Origin of the sequence: Qipengyuania sp. 902, from assembly GCF_051195295.1 — a bacterium.
Taxonomy (GTDB): Bacteria; Pseudomonadota; Alphaproteobacteria; order Sphingomonadales; family Sphingomonadaceae; genus Qipengyuania.
In genome coordinates, this window is record NZ_JBNJLJ010000002.1 from 50,547 (window position 1) to 73,320 (window position 22,774).

Annotated in this window: 26 protein-coding genes; 12 read left to right on the forward strand and 14 right to left on the reverse strand. The window is 63.3% G+C overall.

The features are described from left to right. Positions 1-202 precede the first annotated feature (202 nt). Both ACSH0F_RS05285 and ACSH0F_RS05290 read left to right on the forward strand, forming a co-directional pair. Entirely contained in the window at positions 203-631 is a 429-nt protein-coding gene (locus ACSH0F_RS05285) for a PaaI family thioesterase (protein WP_435200655.1), read from the forward strand. After that, positions 628-1,755 carry an epoxide hydrolase family protein gene (locus tag ACSH0F_RS05290; protein ID WP_435200657.1) on the forward strand — a complete coding sequence of 376 codons (1,128 nt, stop codon included), beginning with the start codon at positions 628-630 and terminating at the stop codon, positions 1,753-1,755. The genes ACSH0F_RS05285 and ACSH0F_RS05290 overlap by 4 nt, the downstream gene beginning before the upstream one ends. Here the strand turns inward: ACSH0F_RS05290 and ACSH0F_RS05295 are convergent. The 8 genes from ACSH0F_RS05295 to miaA all read right to left on the reverse strand — a co-directional run bounded on the left by ACSH0F_RS05295 (position 1,752) and on the right by miaA (position 9,093). Next, the gene (locus ACSH0F_RS05295; protein WP_435200659.1) at positions 1,752-2,900 is read right to left on the reverse strand and encodes an alpha-hydroxy acid oxidase; all 1,149 of its coding nucleotides are present in this window, start codon (positions 2,898-2,900) and stop codon (positions 1,752-1,754) included. The genes ACSH0F_RS05290 and ACSH0F_RS05295 overlap by 4 nt on opposite strands. A 42-nt stretch (positions 2,901-2,942) precedes the next feature. Continuing rightward, the gene (locus ACSH0F_RS05300; protein WP_435200661.1) at positions 2,943-3,587 is read right to left on the reverse strand and encodes a YceI family protein; all 645 of its coding nucleotides are present in this window, start codon (positions 3,585-3,587) and stop codon (positions 2,943-2,945) included. An 83-nt stretch (positions 3,588-3,670) separates the two neighbouring features. Continuing rightward, positions 3,671-4,261, reverse strand: coding sequence for a DUF6151 family protein (locus ACSH0F_RS05305; RefSeq protein ID WP_435200663.1), 591 nt, complete (start codon positions 4,259-4,261; stop codon positions 3,671-3,673). Positions 4,262-4,307: 46 nt separating this feature from the next. Then, entirely contained in the window at positions 4,308-5,342 is a 1,035-nt protein-coding gene (gene ilvC / locus ACSH0F_RS05310) for a ketol-acid reductoisomerase (protein WP_435200665.1), read from the reverse strand. A 126-nt stretch (positions 5,343-5,468) separates the two neighbouring features. Then, entirely contained in the window at positions 5,469-5,984 is a 516-nt protein-coding gene (gene ilvN / locus ACSH0F_RS05315) for an acetolactate synthase small subunit (protein ID WP_435200667.1), read from the reverse strand. Further along, the gene (locus ACSH0F_RS05320; RefSeq protein ID WP_435200669.1) at positions 5,981-6,280 is read right to left on the reverse strand and encodes a hypothetical protein; all 300 of its coding nucleotides are present in this window, start codon (positions 6,278-6,280) and stop codon (positions 5,981-5,983) included. Before ACSH0F_RS05320 ends, ilvN begins: the two co-directional genes overlap by 4 nt. Next, a complete protein-coding gene (gene ilvB, locus ACSH0F_RS05325; RefSeq protein WP_435200671.1) occupies positions 6,280-8,031 on the reverse strand; it encodes a biosynthetic-type acetolactate synthase large subunit in 1,752 nt (583 codons plus the stop codon). Before ilvB ends, ACSH0F_RS05320 begins: the two co-directional genes overlap by 1 nt. Positions 8,032-8,148: 117 nt before the next feature. After that, complete coding sequence (miaA, locus tag ACSH0F_RS05330; RefSeq protein ID WP_435200673.1) at positions 8,149-9,093, reverse strand: tRNA (adenosine(37)-N6)-dimethylallyltransferase MiaA; 945 nt, start codon at positions 9,091-9,093, stop codon at positions 8,149-8,151. On the opposite strand from miaA, the gene serB reads away from it, so the two are divergent. Together serB and ACSH0F_RS05340 are read left to right on the forward strand one after the other, a co-directional pair. After that, complete coding sequence (gene serB, locus ACSH0F_RS05335; RefSeq protein WP_435200675.1) at positions 9,086-9,970, forward strand: phosphoserine phosphatase SerB; 885 nt, start codon at positions 9,086-9,088, stop codon at positions 9,968-9,970. The two genes, miaA and serB, sit on opposite strands and share 8 nt — an antisense overlap. Positions 9,971-10,042: 72 nt before the next feature. Then, positions 10,043-10,876 carry a Coq4 family protein gene (locus ACSH0F_RS05340; protein WP_435200677.1) on the forward strand — a complete coding sequence of 278 codons (834 nt, stop codon included), beginning with the start codon at positions 10,043-10,045 and terminating at the stop codon, positions 10,874-10,876. Between the two features lie 3 nt (positions 10,877-10,879). On the opposite strand, the gene ACSH0F_RS05345 is transcribed toward ACSH0F_RS05340, so the two are convergent. From ACSH0F_RS05345 to ACSH0F_RS05365, 5 genes are read right to left on the reverse strand one after another with little or no spacing between them, the layout of a single operon-like run. After that, on the reverse strand, positions 10,880-11,551 hold the full coding sequence (locus tag ACSH0F_RS05345; RefSeq protein ID WP_435200679.1) for a nitroreductase family protein: 672 nt from the start codon (positions 11,549-11,551) through the stop codon (positions 10,880-10,882). A 23-nt stretch (positions 11,552-11,574) separates the two neighbouring features. Then, positions 11,575-11,982 (reverse strand): DUF3052 family protein, encoded by a 408-nt coding sequence (locus ACSH0F_RS05350; RefSeq protein WP_435200681.1) that lies wholly within the window; start codon positions 11,980-11,982, stop codon positions 11,575-11,577. 46 nt (positions 11,983-12,028) lie between these two features. Beyond that, positions 12,029-14,275: a phosphoribosylformylglycinamidine synthase subunit PurL gene (gene purL / locus ACSH0F_RS05355; RefSeq protein ID WP_435200683.1), complete on the reverse strand. Its 2,247-nt coding sequence runs from the start codon at positions 14,273-14,275 to the stop codon at positions 12,029-12,031. An 11-nt stretch (positions 14,276-14,286) separates the two neighbouring features. Further along, positions 14,287-14,967 carry a hypothetical protein gene (locus ACSH0F_RS05360; RefSeq protein ID WP_435200685.1) on the reverse strand — a complete coding sequence of 227 codons (681 nt, stop codon included), beginning with the start codon at positions 14,965-14,967 and terminating at the stop codon, positions 14,287-14,289. A 7-nt stretch (positions 14,968-14,974) separates the two neighbouring features. Next, complete coding sequence (locus ACSH0F_RS05365) at positions 14,975-15,370, reverse strand: DUF2177 family protein (protein ID WP_435200687.1); 396 nt, start codon at positions 15,368-15,370, stop codon at positions 14,975-14,977. 64 nt (positions 15,371-15,434) lie between these two features. Here ACSH0F_RS05365 and ACSH0F_RS05370 point away from each other — a divergent pair, with 64 nt between their 5' ends. From ACSH0F_RS05370 to queA, 5 genes are all read left to right on the forward strand, one after another. Beyond that, complete coding sequence (locus tag ACSH0F_RS05370) at positions 15,435-15,692, forward strand: exodeoxyribonuclease VII small subunit (RefSeq protein ID WP_435200689.1); 258 nt, start codon at positions 15,435-15,437, stop codon at positions 15,690-15,692. Between the two features lie 5 nt (positions 15,693-15,697). Continuing rightward, positions 15,698-16,597 carry a polyprenyl synthetase family protein gene (locus tag ACSH0F_RS05375; protein WP_435202160.1) on the forward strand — a complete coding sequence of 300 codons (900 nt, stop codon included), beginning with the start codon at positions 15,698-15,700 and terminating at the stop codon, positions 16,595-16,597. Then, a complete protein-coding gene (coaD, locus tag ACSH0F_RS05380) occupies positions 16,597-17,109 on the forward strand; it encodes a pantetheine-phosphate adenylyltransferase (RefSeq protein ID WP_435200691.1) in 513 nt (170 codons plus the stop codon). Before ACSH0F_RS05375 ends, coaD begins: the two co-directional genes overlap by 1 nt. Positions 17,110-17,189: 80 nt before the next feature. Then, on the forward strand, positions 17,190-17,870 hold the full coding sequence (locus ACSH0F_RS05385; RefSeq protein ID WP_435200693.1) for a peptidylprolyl isomerase: 681 nt from the start codon (positions 17,190-17,192) through the stop codon (positions 17,868-17,870). A 41-nt stretch (positions 17,871-17,911) separates the two neighbouring features. After that, a complete protein-coding gene (gene queA / locus ACSH0F_RS05390; RefSeq protein ID WP_435200695.1) occupies positions 17,912-18,940 on the forward strand; it encodes a tRNA preQ1(34) S-adenosylmethionine ribosyltransferase-isomerase QueA in 1,029 nt (342 codons plus the stop codon). On the opposite strand, the gene ACSH0F_RS05395 is transcribed toward queA, so the two are convergent. After that, positions 18,910-19,554, reverse strand: a complete 645-nt coding sequence (locus ACSH0F_RS05395) for a TetR/AcrR family transcriptional regulator (protein WP_435200697.1) — start codon at positions 19,552-19,554, stop codon at positions 18,910-18,912. The two genes, queA and ACSH0F_RS05395, sit on opposite strands and share 31 nt — an antisense overlap. Between ACSH0F_RS05395 and ACSH0F_RS05400 the strand changes: the two genes are divergently transcribed. The 3 genes from ACSH0F_RS05400 to ACSH0F_RS05410 are packed head-to-tail and all read left to right on the forward strand — an operon-like array spanning position 19,555 to position 22,679. Continuing rightward, on the forward strand, positions 19,555-20,982 hold the full coding sequence (locus tag ACSH0F_RS05400; RefSeq protein ID WP_435200699.1) for a carotenoid oxygenase family protein: 1,428 nt from the start codon (positions 19,555-19,557) through the stop codon (positions 20,980-20,982). It abuts the gene before it with no gap. Continuing rightward, entirely contained in the window at positions 20,983-21,918 is a 936-nt protein-coding gene (locus tag ACSH0F_RS05405; protein WP_435200701.1) for an ABC transporter ATP-binding protein, read from the forward strand. It abuts the gene before it with no gap. After that, the gene (locus tag ACSH0F_RS05410; RefSeq protein WP_435200703.1) at positions 21,915-22,679 is read left to right on the forward strand and encodes an ABC transporter permease; all 765 of its coding nucleotides are present in this window, start codon (positions 21,915-21,917) and stop codon (positions 22,677-22,679) included. The genes ACSH0F_RS05405 and ACSH0F_RS05410 overlap by 4 nt, the downstream gene beginning before the upstream one ends. Positions 22,680-22,774: the final 95 nt, after the last annotated feature.

Below are 22,774 nucleotides of genomic sequence, written 5' to 3' on the forward strand. Positions count from 1 at the left end.
GGGAAGAGGTCGGTCGGTCCCTTGGGCGCTCAGCGCACCCGGTCCGGCACGCCAGCTATCACGCCCAAGGGCGCGTAAGTCGCAGAAGCAGGCCGAGTGCAGTTTGCATGCTCCAAGCTATGCTGGGGTGGAACGGGGTTGTAAAGCAAAACAGTCTTGGGCATCCCATGAAATTATATTTCACGGATGGGAGAGCTGGGGCATGGCCGACGGGCATTCGCTATACGAGACGATGGGATTGGTGCGGATCGTTTCCACCGATCCGGAGGGCCGCGCCAGCCTTGAGTACATGGCGAAACCGGAGCAGTGTCATTCGGGCGGCGTGGTGCAGGGCGGCTTCATCAGCGGGTGGATCGATGCCGCTATGGCCCATGCGGCGATGGCGAAGAACGGCAGCGGAATCGTGCCGATGACGCTGGAATTCAAGGTCAGCTATTTCGCCCCGACGCGACCCGGGCTGGTGGTGGCGGAGGCCTGGGTCGAGCGGCACGGTCGGCAGACCAGTTTCTACGAAGGTCACCTGCTTGACGGCAGAGGCACCGTGCTGGCCAAAGCGACCAGCACCATCCTGCTCGCCGATATCGAACGCGTGATGGCGGCATCTAAAAGGGCGCGGGAGAGCGACGGATGAATGTGATCGAACCCTTCGTCCTCGACATTGCGGAGGATACGCTGGTGGATCTGGCGGAGCGGCTCGACCGGACGCGCTGGCCGGAGGAAGAGACGGTCGAGGACTGGTCGCAAGGGACGAAGCTGACGGCGCTCAAGGAACTCGTAGCGTACTGGCGGATCGAATACGACTGGCGGCGCTGCGAGGCACGGCTCAATTCCATCGGACAGTTCACGACCGAGATCGATGGGCTGTCGATCCACTTCCTCCATCGCCGCAGTCCGCGGGAAGGCGCAATCCCGCTTGTCATCACGCATGGCTGGCCGGGTTCGGTGGTGGAATTCCTTGGCGTGATAGACGAGCTGGCGGAGCCTGCGGACCCCGACCAACCGGCCTTCCACGTCGTCGCGCCATCGCTGCCGGGCTACGGCTTCTCCGGCAAGCCTGCGGGCACGGGTTGGGGCGTGGAGAGAATTGCGCGCGCCTGGGCCGAGCTGATGCAGCGGCTCGGCTATGCCGGATGGGTCGCGCAAGGCGGTGACTGGGGCGCGGCTGTAACGACCGCGATCGGCCAGCTTGCACCGGAAGGGTGCAGGGGCATCCACCTCAACATGCCGATCGGGCGGCCCGGCCCGGAGGACATGCATAGCACCGACCCGAAGGTGCAGCGCGCGCTGCTCAAGCTGGGGTTCTACCGCGACTGGGACTCCGGCTATTCCAAGCAGCAAAGCACGCGCCCGCAGACGATCGGATACTCGCTGGTCGATTCCCCGGTCGGACTGGCGGCCTGGGTCCTCGAGAAGGTGTTCTACTGGACCGATAACGACGGCTCGCCCTGGGATGCGCTGTCGATGGACCAGGTGTTGGACGACATCATGCTCTACTGGCTACCCGCGACGGGCGCGTCGGCGGCGCGGCTCTATTGGGAGAGCTTCGGATCGTTCGGGGAAGGGACGGTCGCGATCCCGGCGGGTGCGAGCGCTTTTCCGGAGGAAATCCTGCCGGCCCCGCGCGAATGGGTGGAGCGCAGCCTGACCAACCTCGTCTATTGGAACGAACTCGAGAAGGGCGGACACTTTGCGGCGTGGGAGCAGCCGGAGTTGTTCGTCGGCGAATTGCGGAGCTGTTTCGGCCAGATGCTCTAGCGCCAGCGCAACCGGTTCGGGGTCAATTGGTCCACTGATGTTACGCCCATCAGCCGCATGCCGCGCTCGATCTCTTCTTTGAGGATCAGCAGCGCGCGCTCGACGCCCTCCTGTCCGGCAGCTGCCAGAGCATAGAGATAGAGCCGTCCACCGCTCGCGGCCGTGGCTCCAGCCGCGACGCTTTTCAGCGCATGCGTTCCGCGCCGGACGCCGCCGTCGAGGATGATCTCGATCTCGCCGCCGACCGCATCGACGATCTCGCGTAGCTGGTCGAACGGGGCGCGGCTGCCGTCTAGCTGGCGCCCCCCGTGGTTCGATATCCAGATCGCATCAGCGCCGATCTCCACCGCGCGGCGGGCATCGGCTGCGCTCATCACGCCTTTCAGCGCGAAGGTCCCGCCCCAGTCCTGCCGGATGCGCGCGGCGGTGTCCCAATCCATGCCGGTGTCGAGCATGGTGTTGAAATAGTCCTGGATGCTGACCGCCTTGCCGCTGCCCTCCTGCACGTGCCCGTCGAGATTGGGCAGGCGGAACTTCGGCCCCAAGACATAGTCCAGCGTCCAGCGCGGGCGCGTGGCATAGCTCCAGACTGCGGATGGGGTGTAGCGGGGCGGTGTGGTGAAGCCCGAGCGCAGGCAACGCTCGCGTTTGCCGGAGACGATCGTGTCCACTGTCAGAGCCAGCGCATCGAAGCCTGCCTGCTGGCAGCGCTCGATCATGCTGGCGTTGAGTCCCTTGTCCTTGTGGACGTAGAGCTGGAACAGCTTCGGGCCCCCGGTAAGCCCGGCGATCTCCTCGATCGAATGGGTCGCCAGGCTGGATATGCCGAACCACACGCCGAACTTGTCCGCCGCCTTTGCCACCGCCCGCTCGCCATCGCGGTGGAAGGCGCGCTGCAGCGCTGTCGGGCTGAGCATAAGCGGCAGGGCGCTTTTGCGGCCCATGATGGTGCAACTGGTGTCGATCGCGCCCACGCCCGCCAACACGTCGGGCACCAAATCGACATCGTCGAAGGCGCTGGTGTTGCGCGCCTTGGTCAACTCGTCGTCTGCAGCCCCGTCGATGTAATCGAAAACCGGCCAGGGCAGCCGCGCCTTGGCCAGTTTCCGGAAATCGTCGATATTGTGGCAGTCGGACAAGCGCATGCCGTGCCTCGTGGCGGCTCGCAATGCGCTTGTCGAGAGGGCTTACTGCAGTTCGAAGGCCGCGCTGATGTCGAGATCGACCTCGCTTCCGACCATCGGCGCACCGTAGCTTACACCCCACTGCGTGCGGTCGATCGTCGCCCGGCCGTGGAAACCGACCGTTTGTGCCTCACTCATCGGGTTCTGGCCTGCGCCGGTGAACTGCACCGCCATGGTGACGGGGCCGGTATTGCCGTTCATCGTAAGCTGGCCGGTGACCACGGCAGTGGTGTCGCTGGTCTGTCGCACGGAAGTCGAAACGAAGCGCGCCGGTTCTGGCTCGGGTCCGAAGAAGTCGGGCTCTGCACCGTCCTCACCGGGGCGCAGGAGATGATCGCGCAGCCCCTCGCTGGGCACGGCGACGCTGGTGATCGGAATGGTGATGTCGAACTCGGTCGCAGCGATATCGGCCGGATCGAGCGTCATCGTGCCTTCGATATCGCCGAACAGGCCGAAATAGTCATTAAAACCAAAATGGCTGACGCTCCACTGGACCAGCGTATGCGACGGATCGAGAGCGTAGCTGCCCGCGGCAACACGGCTGATGTCCATTGCGCCCGGAATCTGCGGCTGCTCCTGCGCCGAGATGGAAGTCATGGCCAGCGTTCCGCTGGCGGCGAGCGCGAGAGCGAGGATCGGCTTATTCATGGTCGGTCTCCTGAGGGTTCGTACACAAAAACCGCCGGACGCTGCGCCGTTCCGTCAATCGCCGACACAAAAAGGCGATCACACTATCCGAGCGCTTCGCGTTCCCGAGGAATGAGCCGGCGAGGTATCGCAATCGGTTCGAGCGTTTTCGGATCGAAAAGCGGGTTGCGTCGCCGGTCGCCGGAAAAAATGTCTCTGACCAGTCGCTTGAAGAAACTACGCAGCAGGGCTGCCATCGACATCGGTTTCAGATCGGCGGTTTCGCCCGGTGCGTCGGCAAGATGCAGGTGCCCTCGCGGCTCACCGAGCGCTGCGCGCCCAACCTCGTCGCAATTGGCGAGAAGGATCGTGGTGTAGGGGAGCTTGCCGTTGGCATAGGTGTTGAACATCGGCGTGTCGCAGCAACTGGCGTACCAACGCAAAGTCGGTTTGACCGTCATGTGGACCCCTGCCAGCTTGTCTTTGCCCGATGCGAAGCGCAATCGCGCGCAGCGTGTCTGGTAGAGCGCCGTGCCACCCGCTCGCTCCAGAATGCGCTCCTCCGCGCCGAGCAGCTTCGGGACCGCTTGGCAGTCGGTGCAATGACAATAGACGTAATCGCCCTGTTTCGGGCCGACGTCGGCGATAGACCCGGTCACGGTGCCGCAGGCGCAAGAAAAGGACATGTCGGTCATCCCGCCAAGCTTCCCGCGCGCTCTGCGAAAGTCACCGGGTTTTCGACTAGTTGCGTTCCTTGTCGACCAGCTTGTTGGCACCGATCCACGGCATCATGGCGCGAAGCTGCGCTCCGGTCTTCTCGATCGGATGCGCGGCAGCGGCTTTGCGGCTTGCCTTGAGTTCGGGCTGGCCGGCCTGGTTGTCGAGCACGAAATCCTTCACGAAGCGACCGGACTGGATGTCCTTGAGCACGCGAGCCATTTCGGCCTTGGTCTCGTCGGTGATGATACGCGGTCCGGTCTTGATGTCGCCGTATTCGGCAGTGTTCGAGATCGAATAGCGCATGTTGGCGATGCCGCCTTCATAGAGCAGATCAACGATCAGCTTGGTTTCGTGGAGGCATTCGAAATAGGCCATTTCGGGCGCGTATCCGGCGTCCACCAGCGTTTCGAAACCGGCCTGGATGAGGTGGGTGATGCCGCCGCATAGCACGGCCTGTTCGCCGAAAAGGTCGGTCTCGCACTCTTCCTTGAAATCCGTCTCGATGATGCCCGAACGGCCGCCGCCGACGGCGCTGGCATAGGAGAGAGCGAGCTGTTTGGCGAAGCCGTTGCCGCCCGACTGGCTGCTCTCTTGGTGGACCGCGATGAGGCAAGGCACGCCGCCGCCCTTGATGTACTCGCCGCGCACGGTGTGGCCGGGGCCCTTGGGGGCGATCATGATGACATCGACATCGCCCGGCGGGTCGATCAGGCCGAAATGGATATTGAGGCCGTGTGCGAAAGCGAGAGCGGTGCCGGGGCGCATCTTGCCCGCAATTTCGTTCGCATAGATCGCAGCCTGGTGCTCGTCGGGCGCGAGGATCATGAGCACGTCGGCCCATTCGGCAGCTTCCGAAACGGTCTTGACGGTGAAGCCCGCGCCTTCCGCCTTCTTCGCCGTGGCCGATCCCTCGCGCAGCGCGATGACGACTTCGCCGACCCCGCTGTCACGCAGGTTCTGGGCATGGGCATGGCCCTGGCTGCCATAGCCGACAATGGCGACCTTCTTGTCCTTGATGAGCTGCTGGTCGCAATCGGCATCGTAATAGACTTGCACGTGTCCTGGTCCTTTTGTTCTCTCGTCACCCCCGCGCACGCGGGGGTCCCGTTTCCTGTCATGTCGCCCGGTCCCGCAAGCGAGCGGGATCCCCGCCTTTGCGGGGATGACGAGCGGTGGTGTCCTTCAGTGTCTCTCCGCTCCGCGCATCATACCGACGATTCCCGAGCGACCGACCTCGACCAGGCCGAGTTCGCGCATCAGCGCGATGAAGCTGTCGATCTTGTCCGGCGCGCCGGTCAGCTCGAAAACGAAACTGCTGGTAGTGGTATCGACGACATTGGCGCGAAACAGTTCGGCGATGCGCAGTGCCTCGACCCGGTTATCGCCCTTGCCGGCAACCTTGACCAGCGCCAGTTCGCGTTCGACATGCGCGCCGCTTTCGGTGAGGTCGATGACCTTGTGCACGGGCACCAGCCGCTCCAGCTGCGCGCGGATCTGGTCGATCACAGGCTCCGGGCCGCGCGTCACGATGGTGATGCGGCTGATCGCGTGGTCTTCCGAGATATCGGCCACGGTCAGGCTGTCGATATTGTAGCCGCGCGCCGTGAACATGCCGGTGATCTTGGCGAGGATGCCGGGCTCGTTGTCGACGATCACGTTGAGGACGTGCCGCTCGGACGCTTGCTCTGCGATTTTCACGTCGAACGTCCTTCCCAAACGGGTTCGAACATCCGCCCGGCGCCATCGTATTCACGGAGGAAATCTCGACCACGCCGAATGGCTTCGAAATTATCGGTCTGGCGGCTGAGGTCCAAGGTCTCCAGCAAGAGCACCCAATTGCCGTCGTCCTGCTTCTGGGCGACATCCATACCGAGAAAACGCTGCCCGCTATCCTCGATCCAGTCGAGCATTTGCTCGGCGTGCTGACGATCGAACCAGACGCGGCGTTCGGCCTGCTGTGCGAACTCCGACGGTATTTTTACGTGCATACCCATCACACCAAAGCCTTCGCTTCGTCGTCCATCGTGCCGCCGACCTGGTCGCCATAGAGCAGCATGTCGGTATGCGCCGCGCCGCTGGGGATCATCGGAAAGCAGTTTGCTTCCTTGGCCACCATGCAATCGATGATCACCGGCCCGTCATGCGCGAGCATGGCTTCGATCCCGACGTCGAGCTGGCTTTCGTCCTCGATGCGAATGCCTTTCCAGCCATAGGCTTCGGCCAGCTTCACGAAGTCCGGCAGGCTGTCGGAATAGCTGTTCGAATAGCGGCTTTCGTAGGTCAGTTCCTGCCACTGGCGGACCATGCCCATGTATTCGTTGTTGAGGATGAACACCTTGACCGGCAGGCGGTACTGGCTGGCCGTGCCGAGTTCCTGGATGTTCATCTGGATGCTGGCTTCGCCCGCGATATCGATCACCAGCCTGTCCGGATTGCCGAGCTGCGCGCCGATCGCTGCGGGCAAGCCATAGCCCATCGTGCCGAGACCGCCGCTGGTCAGCCACTTGTTCGGACCCATGAAGCCGAAATATTGCGCCGCCCACATCTGGTGCTGGCCGACTTCGGTGGTGATGATCGGGTCGCGGTCCTTGGTCAGGGCGAAGAGGCGCTCCACGCTCTTCTGCGGCATGATGAGGTCGCCGCCCTTGTCGGGATAAGCGAGACAGTCGCGCGCCTTCCAACCGAGAATGCGCGCCCTCCACTCGCTTAGGTCGCGTGTCGTGCGGCTCTTGAGACCTTCAAGCAGCTGCTCGAGCACATGGCCGCAGTCGCCGACGATGCCTAGGTCGACGGGCACGATCTTGTTGATCTGCGCGCGGTCGATGTCGATGTGGATTTTCTTCGCCTGCGGTGCGAAGGCGTCTAGCCGGCCGGTCACGCGATCGTCGAAGCGCGCGCCGACTGCGATGATCAGGTCCGCCTTGTTCATCGCCATATTGGCTTCGTAGGTGCCGTGCATTCCAAGCATGCCGAGCCAGTCGGGATGGTCGGCGGGAAAGGCACCGAGACCCATCAAAGTGCTGGTCACGGGGGCATTCGTCGCTGACTGCAGCTGGCGAAGCGTTTCGGACGCCTGCGGCCCAGCATTGATCACGCCGCCGCCGGTATAGAACACCGGGCGCTCTGCCTTGGCGATCATCTCGACCGCCTCGGCGATCTCATCCGCCGCGCCGACCATGCGGGGCTGGTAGCGGTGCGAGGGCAGGGGGGTCTCGTCCTGAGCGCTTGCATCGGCCAGTGCGATCTGCACGTCTTTCGGAATATCGACGACGACGGGGCCGGGGCGACCCGTAGTGGCGATGCGGAACGCCTCGTTGATCGTGGCGCGTAGCCGCTCCGGGTCTTTCACGAGATAGTTGTGCTTGGTGCAGTGGCGGGTGAGGCCGACGGTGTCGGCTTCCTGAAAGGCATCGGTGCCGATCAGCGCAGTGGGCACCTGGCCGGTGATCACCACCATCGGGATCGAGTCCATATAGGCATCCGCAATGCCGGTCACCGCATTGGTCGCGCCCGGTCCGCTGGTGACGAGGACCACGCCGGGCTTGCCGGTGGAGCGGGCATAGCCTTCCGCCGCATGCGCCGCGCCGGCTTCGTGCCGCACGAGGATGTGGCGAATATCCTCGTCCGCGAAGAGCTCGTCGTAGATCGGCAGCACCGCACCGCCCGGATAGCCGAACACGAACTCGACACCCTGCCGCTTGAGGCAATCGATCAATATGGCAGCACCGCTGCGCTCGTCCGTCACGTCATCCTCCGGGCCGTATGGCTAGGTCCTAGGCACAAATCGGCCCGGTGCTGGGGTCTGAAGCACCGGGCCGACTGCGATCCTGATACGCCCTTTGGCATTACGCGGTCAACCGCCTTATTGAAATAAAGAAACAAAAAAATCGTACTCCGCGATAGTTTTGTTATCCGCTCGCGGCCAGTCTGGCGGTGGCTGGTTGCGGAACCATGTGTATTGGCGCTTGGCATACTGGCGTGTGGCGGTCTGCCCAGCGGCGATAGCTTGGTCGCGCGATAGTTCGCCTTCGAGCATGGCCGCGATCTCCGGAACACCGATGGCGCGCATAACCGGGAGCGCCGGATCGAGCTTGCGGGCGAGAAGCGCTTCCACCTCTGCTAGCGCGCCGCCATCAAGCATGCGTTCGAACCGCAAATCGCAGCGGGAGTAGAGCCAATCGCGATCGGGAAGCAGCACCACCGGATGCAGCGCGATTTCGGTGCCGATCCCGCCGGTCGGGCGATCCTGCCAATAGACCATGGGAAGCCCGGTCGAGCGGACGACCTCCAGCGCACGCGCCATGCGTTGCACGTCTCGCGGGCCAAGCCGACCGGCCGCTTCGAAGTCTTCCTCTGCCAAGGCTTGTCGCAATTCTTCCACCGATAGTGCTCTCACAGACTCGCGAATGCCGGGGTCGATGGCGGGGATGGGGGAGATGCCCTCAAGCAGCGTGCGCATGTAGAGACCCGTCCCGCCGCACAGGATCGGGACGCCGCCAGCGGCATGGACCTGCTCGATCTCGCTTTTCGCCGCGGCGGCCCAGTCTACGGCCGAGCACGCCTGCGCGCCATCCCAAGTGCCGAACAGACGGTGCGCGATGCCGCCCGTCTCCTCCGCGCTCGGGCGGGCCGAAAGGATATGCAGGTCGCGATAGACTTGCTGGCTATCCGCATTGATCACCGCGCTGCGCCGACCGCTCGCCTCCAGCCGCAGCGCCAGCCGCACGGCGAGATCGCTCTTGCCGCTCGCAGTCGGCCCTGCAATGAGCGCGACCGACGGTTTTTCAGGAGATTGCGCAGTGCTCATCGCCCGGCTGATAGCAGACCAGCAAGGCATCGAAACCCGTGTCGACGCGGCAACGAAAGCGCTCGCCGAAGCGGACATGCCGGTCGCGATGGCAGGGATGCTCGATTTCTGCGGAGACGTGTTGCAATTTGCGCTGCCACATGGCGATCCCGCGCAGCTGACCGCACTGCTGGTTGAGCACTTCGGCGAGGTCGACCAGCTCGTTGCCGATCATGAAATCGAGGTGCCGCGCCTGTTCGTCTCGGACATGGATTCGACGATGATCGGGCAGGAATGCATCGACGAGCTGGCGGATTTCGCCGGTTTGAAAGATCGGGTCGCTGCCATCACCGAGCGTGCCATGCGCGGCGAGCTCGATTTCGCCGATGCGCTGACCGAGCGGGTCAGCCTGCTCGAGGGGCTGGAGGAAACAGCCATCGACCGATGCTTGGCCGAACGGATCGTGCCCGTCCCCGGCGCGCGGACGCTGGTGGCCACGCTAGCCGCAAAAGGGTGCCGCACCGTCCTCGTAACGGGAGGATTCCATCATTTCGCGGACCCGGTCGCAGACCGTTTGGGATTCGAACGGGTCGTCGGCAATCGCCTCGGTGTGCACGACGGGAAGCTGACCGGTGAACTGGCCGGCCCCATAAGCGATGCCTCGACCAAGCTCGCAACGCTCGAGGAAGAGCGAGACCAGCTGGGCGAAGGGGCGAGGGTGCTGGCCACCGGCGACGGAGCGAACGACATTCCAATGGTCGAGGCGGCGGATTACGGCATTGCCTATCGCGCCAAGCCCAAGGCGCGCGATGCGGCCAATGGCAGGATCGCGAGCGAGAACCTGACGTCGATCCTGAAATTGCTCGGTATCGCGCAATCCGACTGGGTCGAAGGTTAATATTTCGATGGCGCGCATTTCCAATTATGCGCCGCGGCTCTCGAATATGTAAGCCGGAAAGAGGCTTGCATAATGAATGAACACATCAGCTTTACTGCCGCGATGGACGCAGCCTCGGATGGCACGCCGCTGCGGCACCCGGATCGTCCCCAGCCGAAATACCGGCCGCTTGTCGCCATCAGGGGCTTTCGCGAGCTCTTGAAGGACAAGGAAAACACGGCGATCGTCTTCCAGATCTACGACGCGCTACCGTCGAAAAGCTTTGTGCCGCGGGTGCGCGACCTTGCGCTCAGCCCGCGCGGCGAGGAATTGCGCGAGCGTGAGCCGTTTCTTCCCACACTGCTCGACGATCACGACATGCTGCGCACCTTCCCGCAAGGCAGCGTTGCGCAAGCCTATTGTGACTTCATGGAGAGCGAGGGGCTGACGGCTGCGGGCCTGGTGGAAGAATTCGAAAAAGCCGGCCGTCCGACATATCCCGATCTGGTCCAGTGGTTCGGCTTTCGCCAGCGCGACACGCACGACTTGATGCATGTCCTGACCGGTTACGGTCGCGACGCGCTTGGGGAACAATGCGTGCTGCTGTTCACCCATGGCCAGTCGCCGAGCCAAGGACACTTGCTGCTCGGCTATGCGGGATCGCTGCACATCAAGAAGCTGCGGAGGGGCAGCCAAGCCCCGGTGCTCAAGGCAACGCGCGAAGCGCATCGTACGGGCAAGGCATGTCCACCGCTGGTCGGACTGTCGATCAGGGATTTGCTTGCGAAGGACCTCTGCGAAGCGCGAGCCGACCTCAATATTCCCGAGCCACGCTGGTATCGCGAATGCCACCGTATCTGGCGCGAGGAAGGGATCGATCCATACGATTTGCTCGCCGGATCAACGAGCGAAAGCGCCGCCGCCTGAGGGTCAGAGCCAGCTGGCGATTTGCGACAGCGGCTTCTTTTCGGTCGCTTTCTTCGGGACGGTAGCTTCGTCCGACGGCAAGCCCGCAACCACGATCATCAGCGGCTTCTCATGGTCGGGTCGCCCGCAAATCTCGCGTAAGAAGCCCATCGGCGAGGGTGTGTGGGTCAGGGTCGATAGCCCGGCTTCGTGCAAGGTAGTAATCAGCATGCCGCACGCGATGCCGACGCTTTCGTTGACGTAGTAATTCTGTGTCTTCCCGTCCTCCCCGATCCCGTCCTTGCGCTGCGCGAAGACCACGATAAGCCACGGAGCGGTTTCAAGGAACGGCTTGTCCGCATCGGTGCCGAGGGGGCCGAGCGCTTCCAGCCATTCGTCGCTCGCCTTGCCGCTGTAGAAGGTGCGCTCTTCCGCCTCGGCCGCCTCGCGAATGGCGCGCTTGGTTTCGGGCGATGAGACGACGGCGAAATGCCAAGGCTGGTGGTTCGCGCCATTGGGCGCGCTGCCCGCTGCCTCGATAGCCGACTCGATGACTTCGCGCGGCACTGGCGCGTCGGAGAAATAGCGGCAGCTGCGCCGTTCCTTCAGCCGGTCGCGCATATTGCGGGCGCGTAAGACTCGCTCCTCGTTGGCGAGGGCAGGCATGGAGTAAGGCGGACTATCGTGATCGCGCATCTCGATGCTTTCAGATTGGCAATTCAGCGCAGGTCCTTGCGGATGACGAGCTTGAGACCCGACCAGATTTCGTCCGCCGCGCACTTCTTCGTATCGACGAAGCCGATAGCAAGCCCCGCTTCGCGGACATCGTGCTCGTCGATCTCGGTGTCGACGCCGGCATCTTTCTTTGGCCAGCTGACCCAGACCTGCCCGTCGGGCGCGATACTGTGGCGCAGTTCCGCGAGTTTGCGTTTGAGCAGGGCTTTTTCGGTCACGAAGATATGGGCGGCATCGGGCCGCTCGTCCGGGCTAGTGACAAAGGTAAGATCGAGAGCGTATTCGCCGATCTCGTCCTGCACGCTTTCCGGCATTTCGTAGAACCAGACTCGCTGGCCATCACGCAGCGAGAGCTTCTTGGCAAGCGGGGTGTCGGAATGGCCTGCGGTCATGTTAACTTCTTTCCATCGGCAGCCCGAACACCTGTAGACACTGCGCCTAGCCGTCCATCCACTCGCTGAAGAAGCTGCGATGGGCGGCGCGCATCTCGTCGATCGTTTTACCGAAGAGCGTGCTGCCGCCGGTCTTGCCGATGCGACGGAAGCCGATTGCAGCGGTCTCGTCGTTCTCCGTTCCCTTGGCGAGTGCTTCGTTGAGCGCTTGCGTATCGGGGACGGTCACAACGTAGCGGCCTTGGTCTTCGCCGAACCACCACGCGGCCTGGCTATATTCCTCGTTCCACTCGACTTCGGCACCGATGCCGCCTGCCATGGCCATTTCGGCAAGCGCAATTGCGAGACCGCCGTCGGAGACATCGTGAACCGCGCTGACCAGACCGTCGGCAATTAACTGGAGCACGATCTTGCCCGCGTTCTTTTCGACCGTTAGGTCGGTCGGCGGGGTGCGGCCTTCGTCGCGGCCGTGGATTTCAGACAGCCACAGCGACTTGCCGAGATGAGAACGTTCCGGATCGGCGGTGGCCCATTCCTCGGCGTGGATGAGGTAGATTGCCTCGCCCTCGGCTTTGAACGGCATCGTCATCATGTGGTCGTAATCGTCGATCAGGCCGACACCGCCGATGGCCGGGGTGGGCAGGATAGCAGAGCCGCCGCCGGTCGCCTTGCTCTCGTTGTAGAGGCTGACATTGCCGCTCACGATCGGGAAGTCGAGCACGCGGCAGGCGCGGCCCATGCCTTCGAGCGCGTGGACGAATTGCGCCATGATTTCGGGGCGCTGCGGATTGGCGAAATTGAGGCAGTTGGTCACCGCCAGCGGACGCGCGCCTACTGCGCACAGGTTGCGGTATGCCTCGGCAATCGCCTGCTTGCCGCCTTCATAGGGGTCGGCGTGGACATAGCGCGGGGTGCAGTCGGTGCTGGTGGCCAGTGCCTTCTTGGTGCCATGGACGCGGACCACGCCCGCATCGCCGCCGGTCTGTAGCGTATCGGCACCGACTTGGCTGTCGTATTGCTCGGAAATCCACTTGCGCGAAGACAGGTTGGGTGAGGCGAGCAGCGTCATCAAATCGCCGCCGACATCGTCGGTGTCGGGACGCTCGGTCATGGGCTTGATGCCAGCCCACGAAGCGTATTCTTCTTTCGAGAGGTAAGGGCGGTCGTACTCGGGCGCATCGGCCGCGAGGGGGCCGAGCGGAATGTCGCACACGACTTCGCCGCCGAATTCGAGCACCATGTGCTGCGTATCGGTGACTTCACCGATGACTGCGAAATCGAGCTCCCACTTCTCGAAAATGGCCGCCGCCATTTCTTCCTTGCCGGGCTTCAGCACCATGAGCATGCGCTCCTGGCTTTCGCTGAGCATCATTTCATAGGGCGTCATCCCCTCTTCGCGGCACGGCACCTTATTCATGTCGAGCCGGATGCCCGCCTTGCCGTTGGTCGCCATTTCGACGCTGGAAGAGGTGAGGCCCGCTGCGCCCATGTCCTGGATGGCGACGATGGCATCGGTCGCCATCAGTTCGAGGCAGGCTTCGATGAGCAGCTTCTCGGTGAACGGGTCGCCCACCTGAACCGTGGGACGCTTGGCCTCGGCATCTTCCTCGAAGTCGGCCGAAGCCATGGTCGCGCCATGGATGCCATCGCGCCCGGTCTTCGAGCCGACATAGACAATCGGGTTTCCGACGCCGGTCGCCGCGCTGTAGAAAATCTTGTCCGCATCGGCGACACCGACGGTCATCGCATTGACGAGGATGTTGCCGTCATAGGCAGGGTGGAAATTGGTTTCGCCGCACACGGTCGGCACGCCCACGCAATTGCCATAGCCGCCGATGCCCGCGACCACGCCCTGCACGAGGTGCTTCATCTTCGGATGCTCGGGGCGGCCAAAGCGCAGCGCATTGGCATTCGCGACCGGGCGCGCACCCATGGTGAAGACGTCGCGCAGGATGCCGCCGACACCCGTCGCCGCGCCCTGGTATGGCTCGATGTAGCTCGGGTGGTTGTGGCTCTCCATCTTGAAGATGGCGGCCTGACCGTCGCCGATATCGATGACGCCCGCGTTCTCGCCCGGACCACATATGACCCAAGGTGCCTCGGTCGGCAGCTTCTTGAGATGGAGGCGCGAGCTTTTGTAGGAGCAATGCTCGCTCCACATCACCGAGAAGATGCCCAGTTCCACAAGGTTCGGCTCGCGGCCCAGCGCATGCAATACGCGGTCGTATTCTTCCTCGCTCAGCCCGTGCTGGGCGACGACGTCGGGGGTGATGGCGGACTCGGGTGTGTTCATGGCCCGCGCCCTTAGCGGGGCGGGGTCGCGACCGCTAGTCCCACCTCGCCCTTATGCCACCGTGTGAGGCTGACCCAATAGGCCAGTGCGGTGAGCAAGGCGAAGGCGAACAGCCCGGTCGCGAGGAAGGCGAAATCGGCGGCCTGTGGTTCCGGCCCGAACCAGTTGATGGCTTGCAGAGCGAGCAGGGTGAAGAGCAATACCAGCGGCGGCACGATCGGGCCCTTCGTACGCCGCATGTACCACCAGAAGGCGAGGCCCATCAGCCCCAGTTCCAGCGGCATTTCGATCCACGGCTTGTTCCATAGCCCGAAGCCGAGTTTCGTCTCGCCGCCCGCGATGGTCAGGTCCGGGCGGTGCACCAGCAAGTCGAGCAACCAGTGTGACAGGACCACTATGCCCGCCCAAATGGCTGCAATCGCGTTGCGCGACAGCAGGTAGACCAACGCGGCGAAGCCGATCGCGAATCCTCCCGTGCCCACCAGGCTGTGCGTGATCGGCATGTGGTAGAAATCCATCGGGTTCATTTCGGTGATGCCCGGCACCACGCGCATCTTCTCTATACCGACCATGGCAAGCAGGAAGAAGGCCCAGTCCACCAGCTGCGCGGCTATGAACAGCGTGCCAAGACGCGGTGCGTCCTTAGTGATCGCTTTCGCCGCTAGCGCAGGTGCGAAGTGGCCGATGAACATGCTCGGCTCAGACCAGCTTGGTCGCCGCGAATGTCGCCACACTCGCCGCGACCGCCGTAGCAAAAGCGCCCCAGCAGATGTCGGCGACCGTCACCGTCGTCGACCACTGCCGCAGCGTTGCCTGGTTGGTGAGATCGTAGGTCGCGTAACACAGCGCCCCCAGCAGCGCGCCGTTCAGCGCCGCCGTCCCGACCCCGCCAGCCAGACCGGGACGCACCGCGAACCACACGATCCCGGCGATGTAAGCGACGTAGAAAACCAGCGCCGGAGCCATGCGGAAACTGTCCGCCAGCATGTCGCTCAAGCGAGGGCGGTAGAAATTGTCGCCGGCCCAGCCGAGCCAGAGGGCGTCGAGCACGCCAAACACGATGGCGGCGGCGACAAAGGCGACAATCCACGTCATATCGGCTCCCCGGTGTTTCGGGTTACTTGACCGCCCACGCCCGCGCGGTCAATGCTCCGCCGCGATGACAGAGCAAGACACTCCGATTGCAGATATGAGTTTCGAAGAGGCCCTGCGCGCGCTCGAAGACGTGGTTCGCAGGCTCGAAAGCGGCGATGTGCCGCTCGACGAGAGCATCGACCTCTATGAACGCGGCGAGGCACTGCGCAAGGCCTGCCAGGCGCGGCTCGATGCAGCGCAGGCGCGGATCGAGAAGATTGTGCAAGGCGCCGACGGCAAGCCGGCCGGAACCGAGCCCTTCGATGCAGGCAGCCCCGCGTGAACGCGATGACGGCAATGCCCGACATCCTCGCCGCAGCATTCGAGCGTATTCAGGCCGAGATCGACAGCGCATTCGACGCTTTCCTGCCCGTCCCGGACGACAGCCGCGCGCCGCTGATCGAGGCGATGCGCTATGCCGCGATCGGCGGCGGCAAGCGCGTGCGCCCGCTGCTGCTGGCGGCGACGGCAGATCTTTACGGCGTGAATCGGAGTGCGGCGGTGAACGCGGGCTGTGCGGTCGAAGCGATCCACGCCTATTCGCTGATTCATGACGATCTGCCCTGCATGGACGACGACGATCTGCGCCACGGCAAGCCGACGCTGCATAAAGCGTTCGACGAGGCGACGGCGGTGCTGGCAGGCGATTGCCTCCACGCTCTCGCCTTCGATATCCTGACCCAGCCAGACACCAGCACCGATCCGTTCGTGCGGGCAGAACTGGTCGCGACGCTTTCGCGCGCCAGCGGCCACGACGGCATGGCTGGCGGGCAGATGATGGATATCGCCTCCGAACAGCAGCAATACGACTTGCGCCAGATCACCCGGCTGCAACAGCTCAAGACCGGCGCTCTGCTGGCCGCGAGCGTCGAAATGGGCGCCGTGCTCGGTAGGGTTCCGCCGGAAGGACGCACGCACTTGCGCGCCTATGCCCGCGACATCGGTCTCGCCTTCCAGATTGCCGACGACCTTCTCGACGTCGAAGGCGACGAGGACAAGGCCGGCAAGGCGCTGCGCAAGGACGAAGGGCAGGGCAAGCAGACCTTCGTTACGCTGATGGGCGTGGACCAGGCGCGCGCACAGGCGGAAATGCTGGTCGAGCAAGCGGGCAAGCATCTTAGCAGCCACGGCGAAGACGCGCGGCTGCTGGTCGAACTGGCGCGCTTTATCGTGAAGAGGGACCATTGATGGCAGAGCGCATCGGCATCTACCCCGGCACATTCGATCCCATCACGCTGGGCCATGCGGACATCCTCCGGCGCGGCTCGAAGCTGGTCGACAAGCTCATCATCGGTGTGACGACCAATCCGTCCAAGAACCCGATGTTCTCGACCGAGGAACGCTTCGCCATGGTCGAGCGCGAAATTGCCGACATGGGGCTTACCAATGTCGAGGTGGTCGGCTTCAACGCCCTGCTGGTGAAATTCGCGCAGAAGATGGGCGCAAACGTGATCATCCGCGGGCTGCGCGCTGTGGCGGATTTCGAATACGAATACCAGATGGCCGGTATGAACCAGCAGCTCGACGACGACGTCGAGACCGTATTCCTCATGGCCGATGTCTCGCTCCAGCCGATCGCCTCGCGGCTCGTCAAGGAAATCGCGATGTTCGGCGGCGACATCAGCCCCTTCGTCAGCAAATCCGTATGCGACGAAGTGGTCGCGCGTGTTAAGCAAACCGGTCTCCGCGGCGATTATTGAGACACACCAATGCTATTCATTGAATGGACAGACCGCGCTCGTTAGAGGGGCGGCAATCCAGACACATCGATGGGATACCCATGTTCAAGACTTCGCTTGCCCTTGCCGCCGCTGCACTCGCCGCGACCATGCCGATCGGTGCTATTGCGCAGGAGGCCGAAACGCCGGCTGCGGCGCAGGACACGCGCACGTATGACCCGGTCAGCTTCGACATGGCGGTGGAGCCCGAGAATATCCTCCTGCTCGACCTTTCGAATGGCGAGCGCGTAGCAATCCGCCTGATGCCGGGCTGGGCACCGAACCATGTGGAGCGGATCAAGACGCTCACCCGCCAAGGTTTCTACGATGGCGTGATCTTCCACCGCGTGATCGACGGCTTCATGGCGCAGACCGGCGATCCGACCGGCACCGGTACAGGTGCATCGCAGCTTCCGGACATCGACGAGGAATTCAATCCGATGCCGCATGTCCGTGGCACGGTAGCCATGGCTCGCGCGGCGGACGAGAATAGCGCGAACAGCCAGTTCTTCATCGTCTTCTACCCGCGCTTCAGCCTTGACCAGAAATACACGAATTTCGGCCGCGTGATTTCGAACATGGCTGGAGTCGACGCGATCCAGCGCGGCGAGCCGCCGCAGAACCCGACGCGGATCCTGCAGGCTTCGATCGCCACCGATGGCAAGCCCGTGCCGATCAACACCGCGCCGCGCGCTGCCGACGAAATCAGCGTCGACGACCTCAACGCTCCGATCCAGGAATAGCGTTTGCGCCTTCGGTGACGCGCGCCTAATCGGCGGCCGTTATGCGCGTTGACCTGTTCGATTTCGACCTCCCGCAAGAACTGATCGCGCTGCGCCCGGCGCGGCCGCGGGATGCAGCGCGCATGCTCGTCGTCCGGGGAGAAGAGCCTTTCGAAGATGCGGGGGTGAGCGATTTGCCGCGTCTGTTGAGGCGCGGCGACGTGCTGGTGTTCAACGACACCCGCGTGATCCCGGCGCAGCTCGAAGGGCGGCGCGGCGAAGCGAAGATCGGCGCAATGCTGCACAAGCGGATCGATCTGAGACGCTGGCAGGCCTTCATCCGCAACGCCAAGCGATTGCGTCCGGGCGAGACAGTCGCGTTCGGCGGAGGAGTTTCGGCGACAGCGGAAGAGCGGCTTGCCGATGGCAGCTTCGTCCTCGCCTTTCACGGAGAAGAACCCGTCGAAGTCCTGCTCGAGCGGGCAGGGCGCATGCCGCTACCGCCCTATATCGCGGGCAAGCGTGCGACGGATGCGCAGGATCGCGAGGACTACCAGACGATGTTCGCGCGTGAGGACGGTGCGGTCGCCGCGCCGACTGCTGCGCTGCATTTTACGCCCCGCCTGATGGACGCGCTGGATGCGGCGGGCATCGCGCGCGAGACGCTGACGCTGCATGTCGGGGCGGGGACTTTCCTGCCGGTCAAGGCCGACGATACCGACGACCATGCGATGCACTCAGAATGGGGCCGGATTGAGCCCGAGACCGCCGAGCGCCTCAATGCGGCGCGTGCAGCGGGCGGGCGGGTCATCGCCGTCGGCACCACCAGCCTGCGCCTGCTCGAGAGCGCCACGGGTGAAGATGGCGTAATCCAAGCCTTCGCGGGTGATACCGACATCTTCATCACCCCGGGATATCGCTTCCGCGCGGTGGATGGGCTGATGACGAATTTTCACCTGCCCAAATCGACACTGATGATGCTGGTCAGCGCTCTGATGGGGCGGGAGCGGATGGTGGCGGCATACGATCATGCGATCGCGAACGAGTACCGCTTCTACAGCTACGGGGATTCCTCGCTGCTGCTGCCCTGAACCGGGAACAGGCTGCCGGTGTCGAGCAGGCGGTCGATTAGCGCGTCGTCCGCCGGAATCCGGCCATCAAGCATGAGCATGGCGATACCATGCGCGATCGACCAGGCTTGCAGTGCGAGGCGCTCCGCCTCTTCGCGGGTAGCGGACAACTCGCAAGCTAGTTCGGTCAACAATTCGCGTGCGGGATCCGGGTCCTCATCGCCAAGCTCGACCGGCTCCCCCTGCGTAAACATCAGGCGAAACAGCACAGGATGGGCGAGCGCGAAGCGGACGTAAGCTCGTCCCGTCAGAGCAAATTTGGTCGATAGATGGTGAGACGTGTCCGCGGCCTGTTTCTGAGCAATCCCAAGCAATTTGGAGCCTTCGCGGGCGAGGGCCCGGTTCAGGGCCTGCTTGTCAGGAAAGTGGCGATAGACGGCAGTGGCGGACACTCCCACTCGGCGGGCCAGTTCGCGCAACGACGGCTCCTTGCCCTCGCCACCTTCCAGTGCTGCAATTCCCTCCGTCAAGAGCGCATCCCGCAGGCTGCCGTGGTGGTAAGTCTCAGCCGATGTTGACACTGTTATCATTGCCTCTATGTTGACGGTGTTCACTTTAGACAAGGCGATTCGCATATGGCAAGCGTCATCGAGAAAACCATCCGCAAGGCCGTCACCCCAGCGATCCAGGCTGTGGCTACCGTCAATCGCACGCGCCTGGCCGAACCATCGGAAAATCCGTTTCTCAAGGGCGTCCACACGCCGATGACGGAAGAGAAGACAATCGAGAATTTGGCGGTGACCGGCACGATCCCCGCCGAACTCGATGGTCGCTATGTCCGGATCGGCCCCAATCCCTTTGGTGATGCGGGCAAGGGGCATCACTGGTTCATCGGCGATGGCATGGTCCACGGTGTGCGGCTGAAGGGCGGCAAGGCCGAATGGTACCGCAACCGCTTCATCCGTTCGCACGAGCTTCAAGCGAAAGGTGGCCCGAAAGGCGTCGGCGGTCCGCGTCGTGGGTACAGTGACACGGTCAATACCAATGTCATGGGAATCGGCGGTACGATCATGGCGCTGGTCGAAGCGAATTCCTATCCCGTCCAGCTGGACGAGAATCTAGAAAGCGTGGCTTACAGCGATTTCGGGGGAGGTCTTGCGGGATCCTTTACCGCCCATCCGCACCAGTGTCCGGTGACCGGAGAGCATCACGCAATTTGTTATCAGGCGGACAAGCCCAACCGGATCTGGCACGTCGCATTGAACGAGCAAGGCGAAGTTCTGCGCGAAATCGCAATTCCGGTCGTCAATGGCCCCTCCATCCATGATTGCGCTTTGACCGAGAACTACGTTGTCATCCTCGACCTGCCGGTGACCTTTTCGATGCGGGCACTCCTCGCAGGCCAGCGTTTTCCCTATCGCTGGAATCGCGAGCATCGGGCGCGCGTCGGACTGCTGCCACGCAAGGGCGGCGCAGATGACATCGTGTGGTGCGATGTCGATCCCTGCTACGTGTTCCACGTCGGCAACAGTTTCGAGGCCGAGGGCAAGGTCGTGATCGACCTGTGCGCCTACGAGACCATTTTCGACGGTGAGATGCCGGGCCCTTATGGTAAGCCGCTAGGTCTTGAGCGCTGGACTGTCGACCCCGCGATACAATCGGTCGAGCGTGTCACGCTCGATGCCGCAGGGCAGGAGTTCCCGCGACCCGACGAACGCTATTTCACCAAGCCCTATCGCTATTTGTGGTCGGACGGGCTCGAAGGCGATCTCGATTTCGTCTCCGCCCTACCGATCTATCGCCATGACCTGCAGACCGGCGAGAAGATCGAACACGATTTCGGCGAGGGCCGCATTCCCGGCGAATTCGTCTTCGTGCCGCGCAGCCACGAGGCTCCGGAAGGCGATGGCTGGATCATGGGCTATGTCATTGATCGCAACGAGAACACCAGTACGCTTGAAATCTTCGAGGCCGTCACGCTCGAGCCGGTCGCGTCCGTGCATATTCCGCATCTTATCCCGCCGGGCTTTCACGGAAACTGGATTGCCGCTAGCCACGGCTGAGTGGAGCCGATTCTCGAACTCAGCGGCCTGACCAAGGTCTATCCCGGCGGGCTGAAAGCGCTCGACGACGTCGATCTGACAATCCGCAAGGGCGAGATTTTCGCGCTGCTCGGTCCGAACGGGGCGGGCAAGACCACGCTGATCGGCGCAGTCTGCGGGCTGGTGCGGCCGAGCAGCGGCACGATCCGCGCCTTCGGCCACGATCTCGCCACCGACTGGCGCAAGGCGCGCGCCCGCATCGGCCTCGTGCCGCAGGAACTGAGCACCGACATGTTCGAGCCGGTGAAGCGCGCGGTCAGCTATTCGCGCGGGCTTTTCGGCCTCCCGCCCAATCCCGCGCGGATCGAGGAAATCCTTCGCAGCCTGAGCCTGTGGGAGAAGCGCGACGAGCGGATCATGGCGCTGTCGGGCGGGATGAAGCGCCGCGTCCTTATCGCCAAGGCACTGGCGCACGAACCCGACCTGCTGTTCCTCGACGAACCCACGGCCGGCGTAGATGTCGAGCTGCGGAAGGGCATGTGGGCGATCATCGACCAGATGCGCGCGCGCGGAGTCACCATAATTCTCACGACCCATTATATTGAGGAAGCCGAGGAAATGGCGGACCGCGTCGGCGTGATCCGCAACGGCCAGATTATCGCGGTGGACGAGAAGGACGCGCTGATGGCAAAGCTGGGCCGCACCGAAGCGCATATCGCTCTCGCCGAACCGATGCAGACATTGCCGCCGGTGATCGCGCAACTCCCGGTCGAGATCGAACAGGATGGTATGTCGCTCTGCTACCGCGGCGGAGACGGCACCGGCCGCGGCAAGGCCGAGGTTGCGGACCTCACTAAGGCGCTCACCCACGCCGGCATCGATTACGTCGGCATCGAAACGCGCGAGAGCAGTCTCGAAGATATCTTCGTCTCACTGCTCGGGGAGAACGCCCAATGATCGCGTGGCGCTCCACCTGGTCGATCTACAAGCGCGAATTGCTGCGGTTCCTGCGGACCGCCTTCCAGTCCGTCCTCGCCCCCGTGCTGACGACCACGCTTTATTTCATCGTCTTCGGCGCGGCCATCGGGGGGCGTATGCCCGACCTTGGCGGGGTGGATTACGGGGCCTTCATCATCCCCGGCTTGCTGATGCTCACCCTGCTCGGCGAGACGACCAGCAATTCGAGCTTCGGCATCTACATGCCGCGCTTCACCGGCACGATCTACGAATTGCTGAGCGCGCCCGTCGGAGTGGCCGAAACGCTGATCGGCTTCGTCGGGGCGGCAATGACCAAGAGTCTTATTCTGGCCGCCATCATCCTGGCGACGGCGCGGTTCTTCGTCGACTACAGCATCGCCTATCCTCTGCTCGCCGTGCTCTACATCATGCTCGTCGCGGCTGCTTTCAGCCTGTTCGGCTTCATCCTCGGCATCTGGGCGGACAATTTCGAGAAGCTCGGCATCATCCCGATGCTGTTCCTCACCCCGCTGACCTTCCTCGGGGGGACTTTCTACTCGATCGATATGCTCCCTGCGCCGTGGGACACGATCGCACTGGCCAATCCCATCGTCTATCTCGTCAGTGGGTTGCGCTGGACCTTTTACGGCAGCAGCGACGTGAACATCTGGGTCAGCTTCGGAATCACCCTTGCGTTTCTCGCCGCCTGCACAGCGGTGATCGCCTATATCTTCAGGACAGGTTGGCGCCTGCGGGCGTGATCGCCGAACCTTTCTGACAGGCTCTTTCCGCGTTCAGAATCCGGACAGCCGGTCGGGCGCAATTGCGCCGGTGCGCCACGGGAAACGGCGCTACA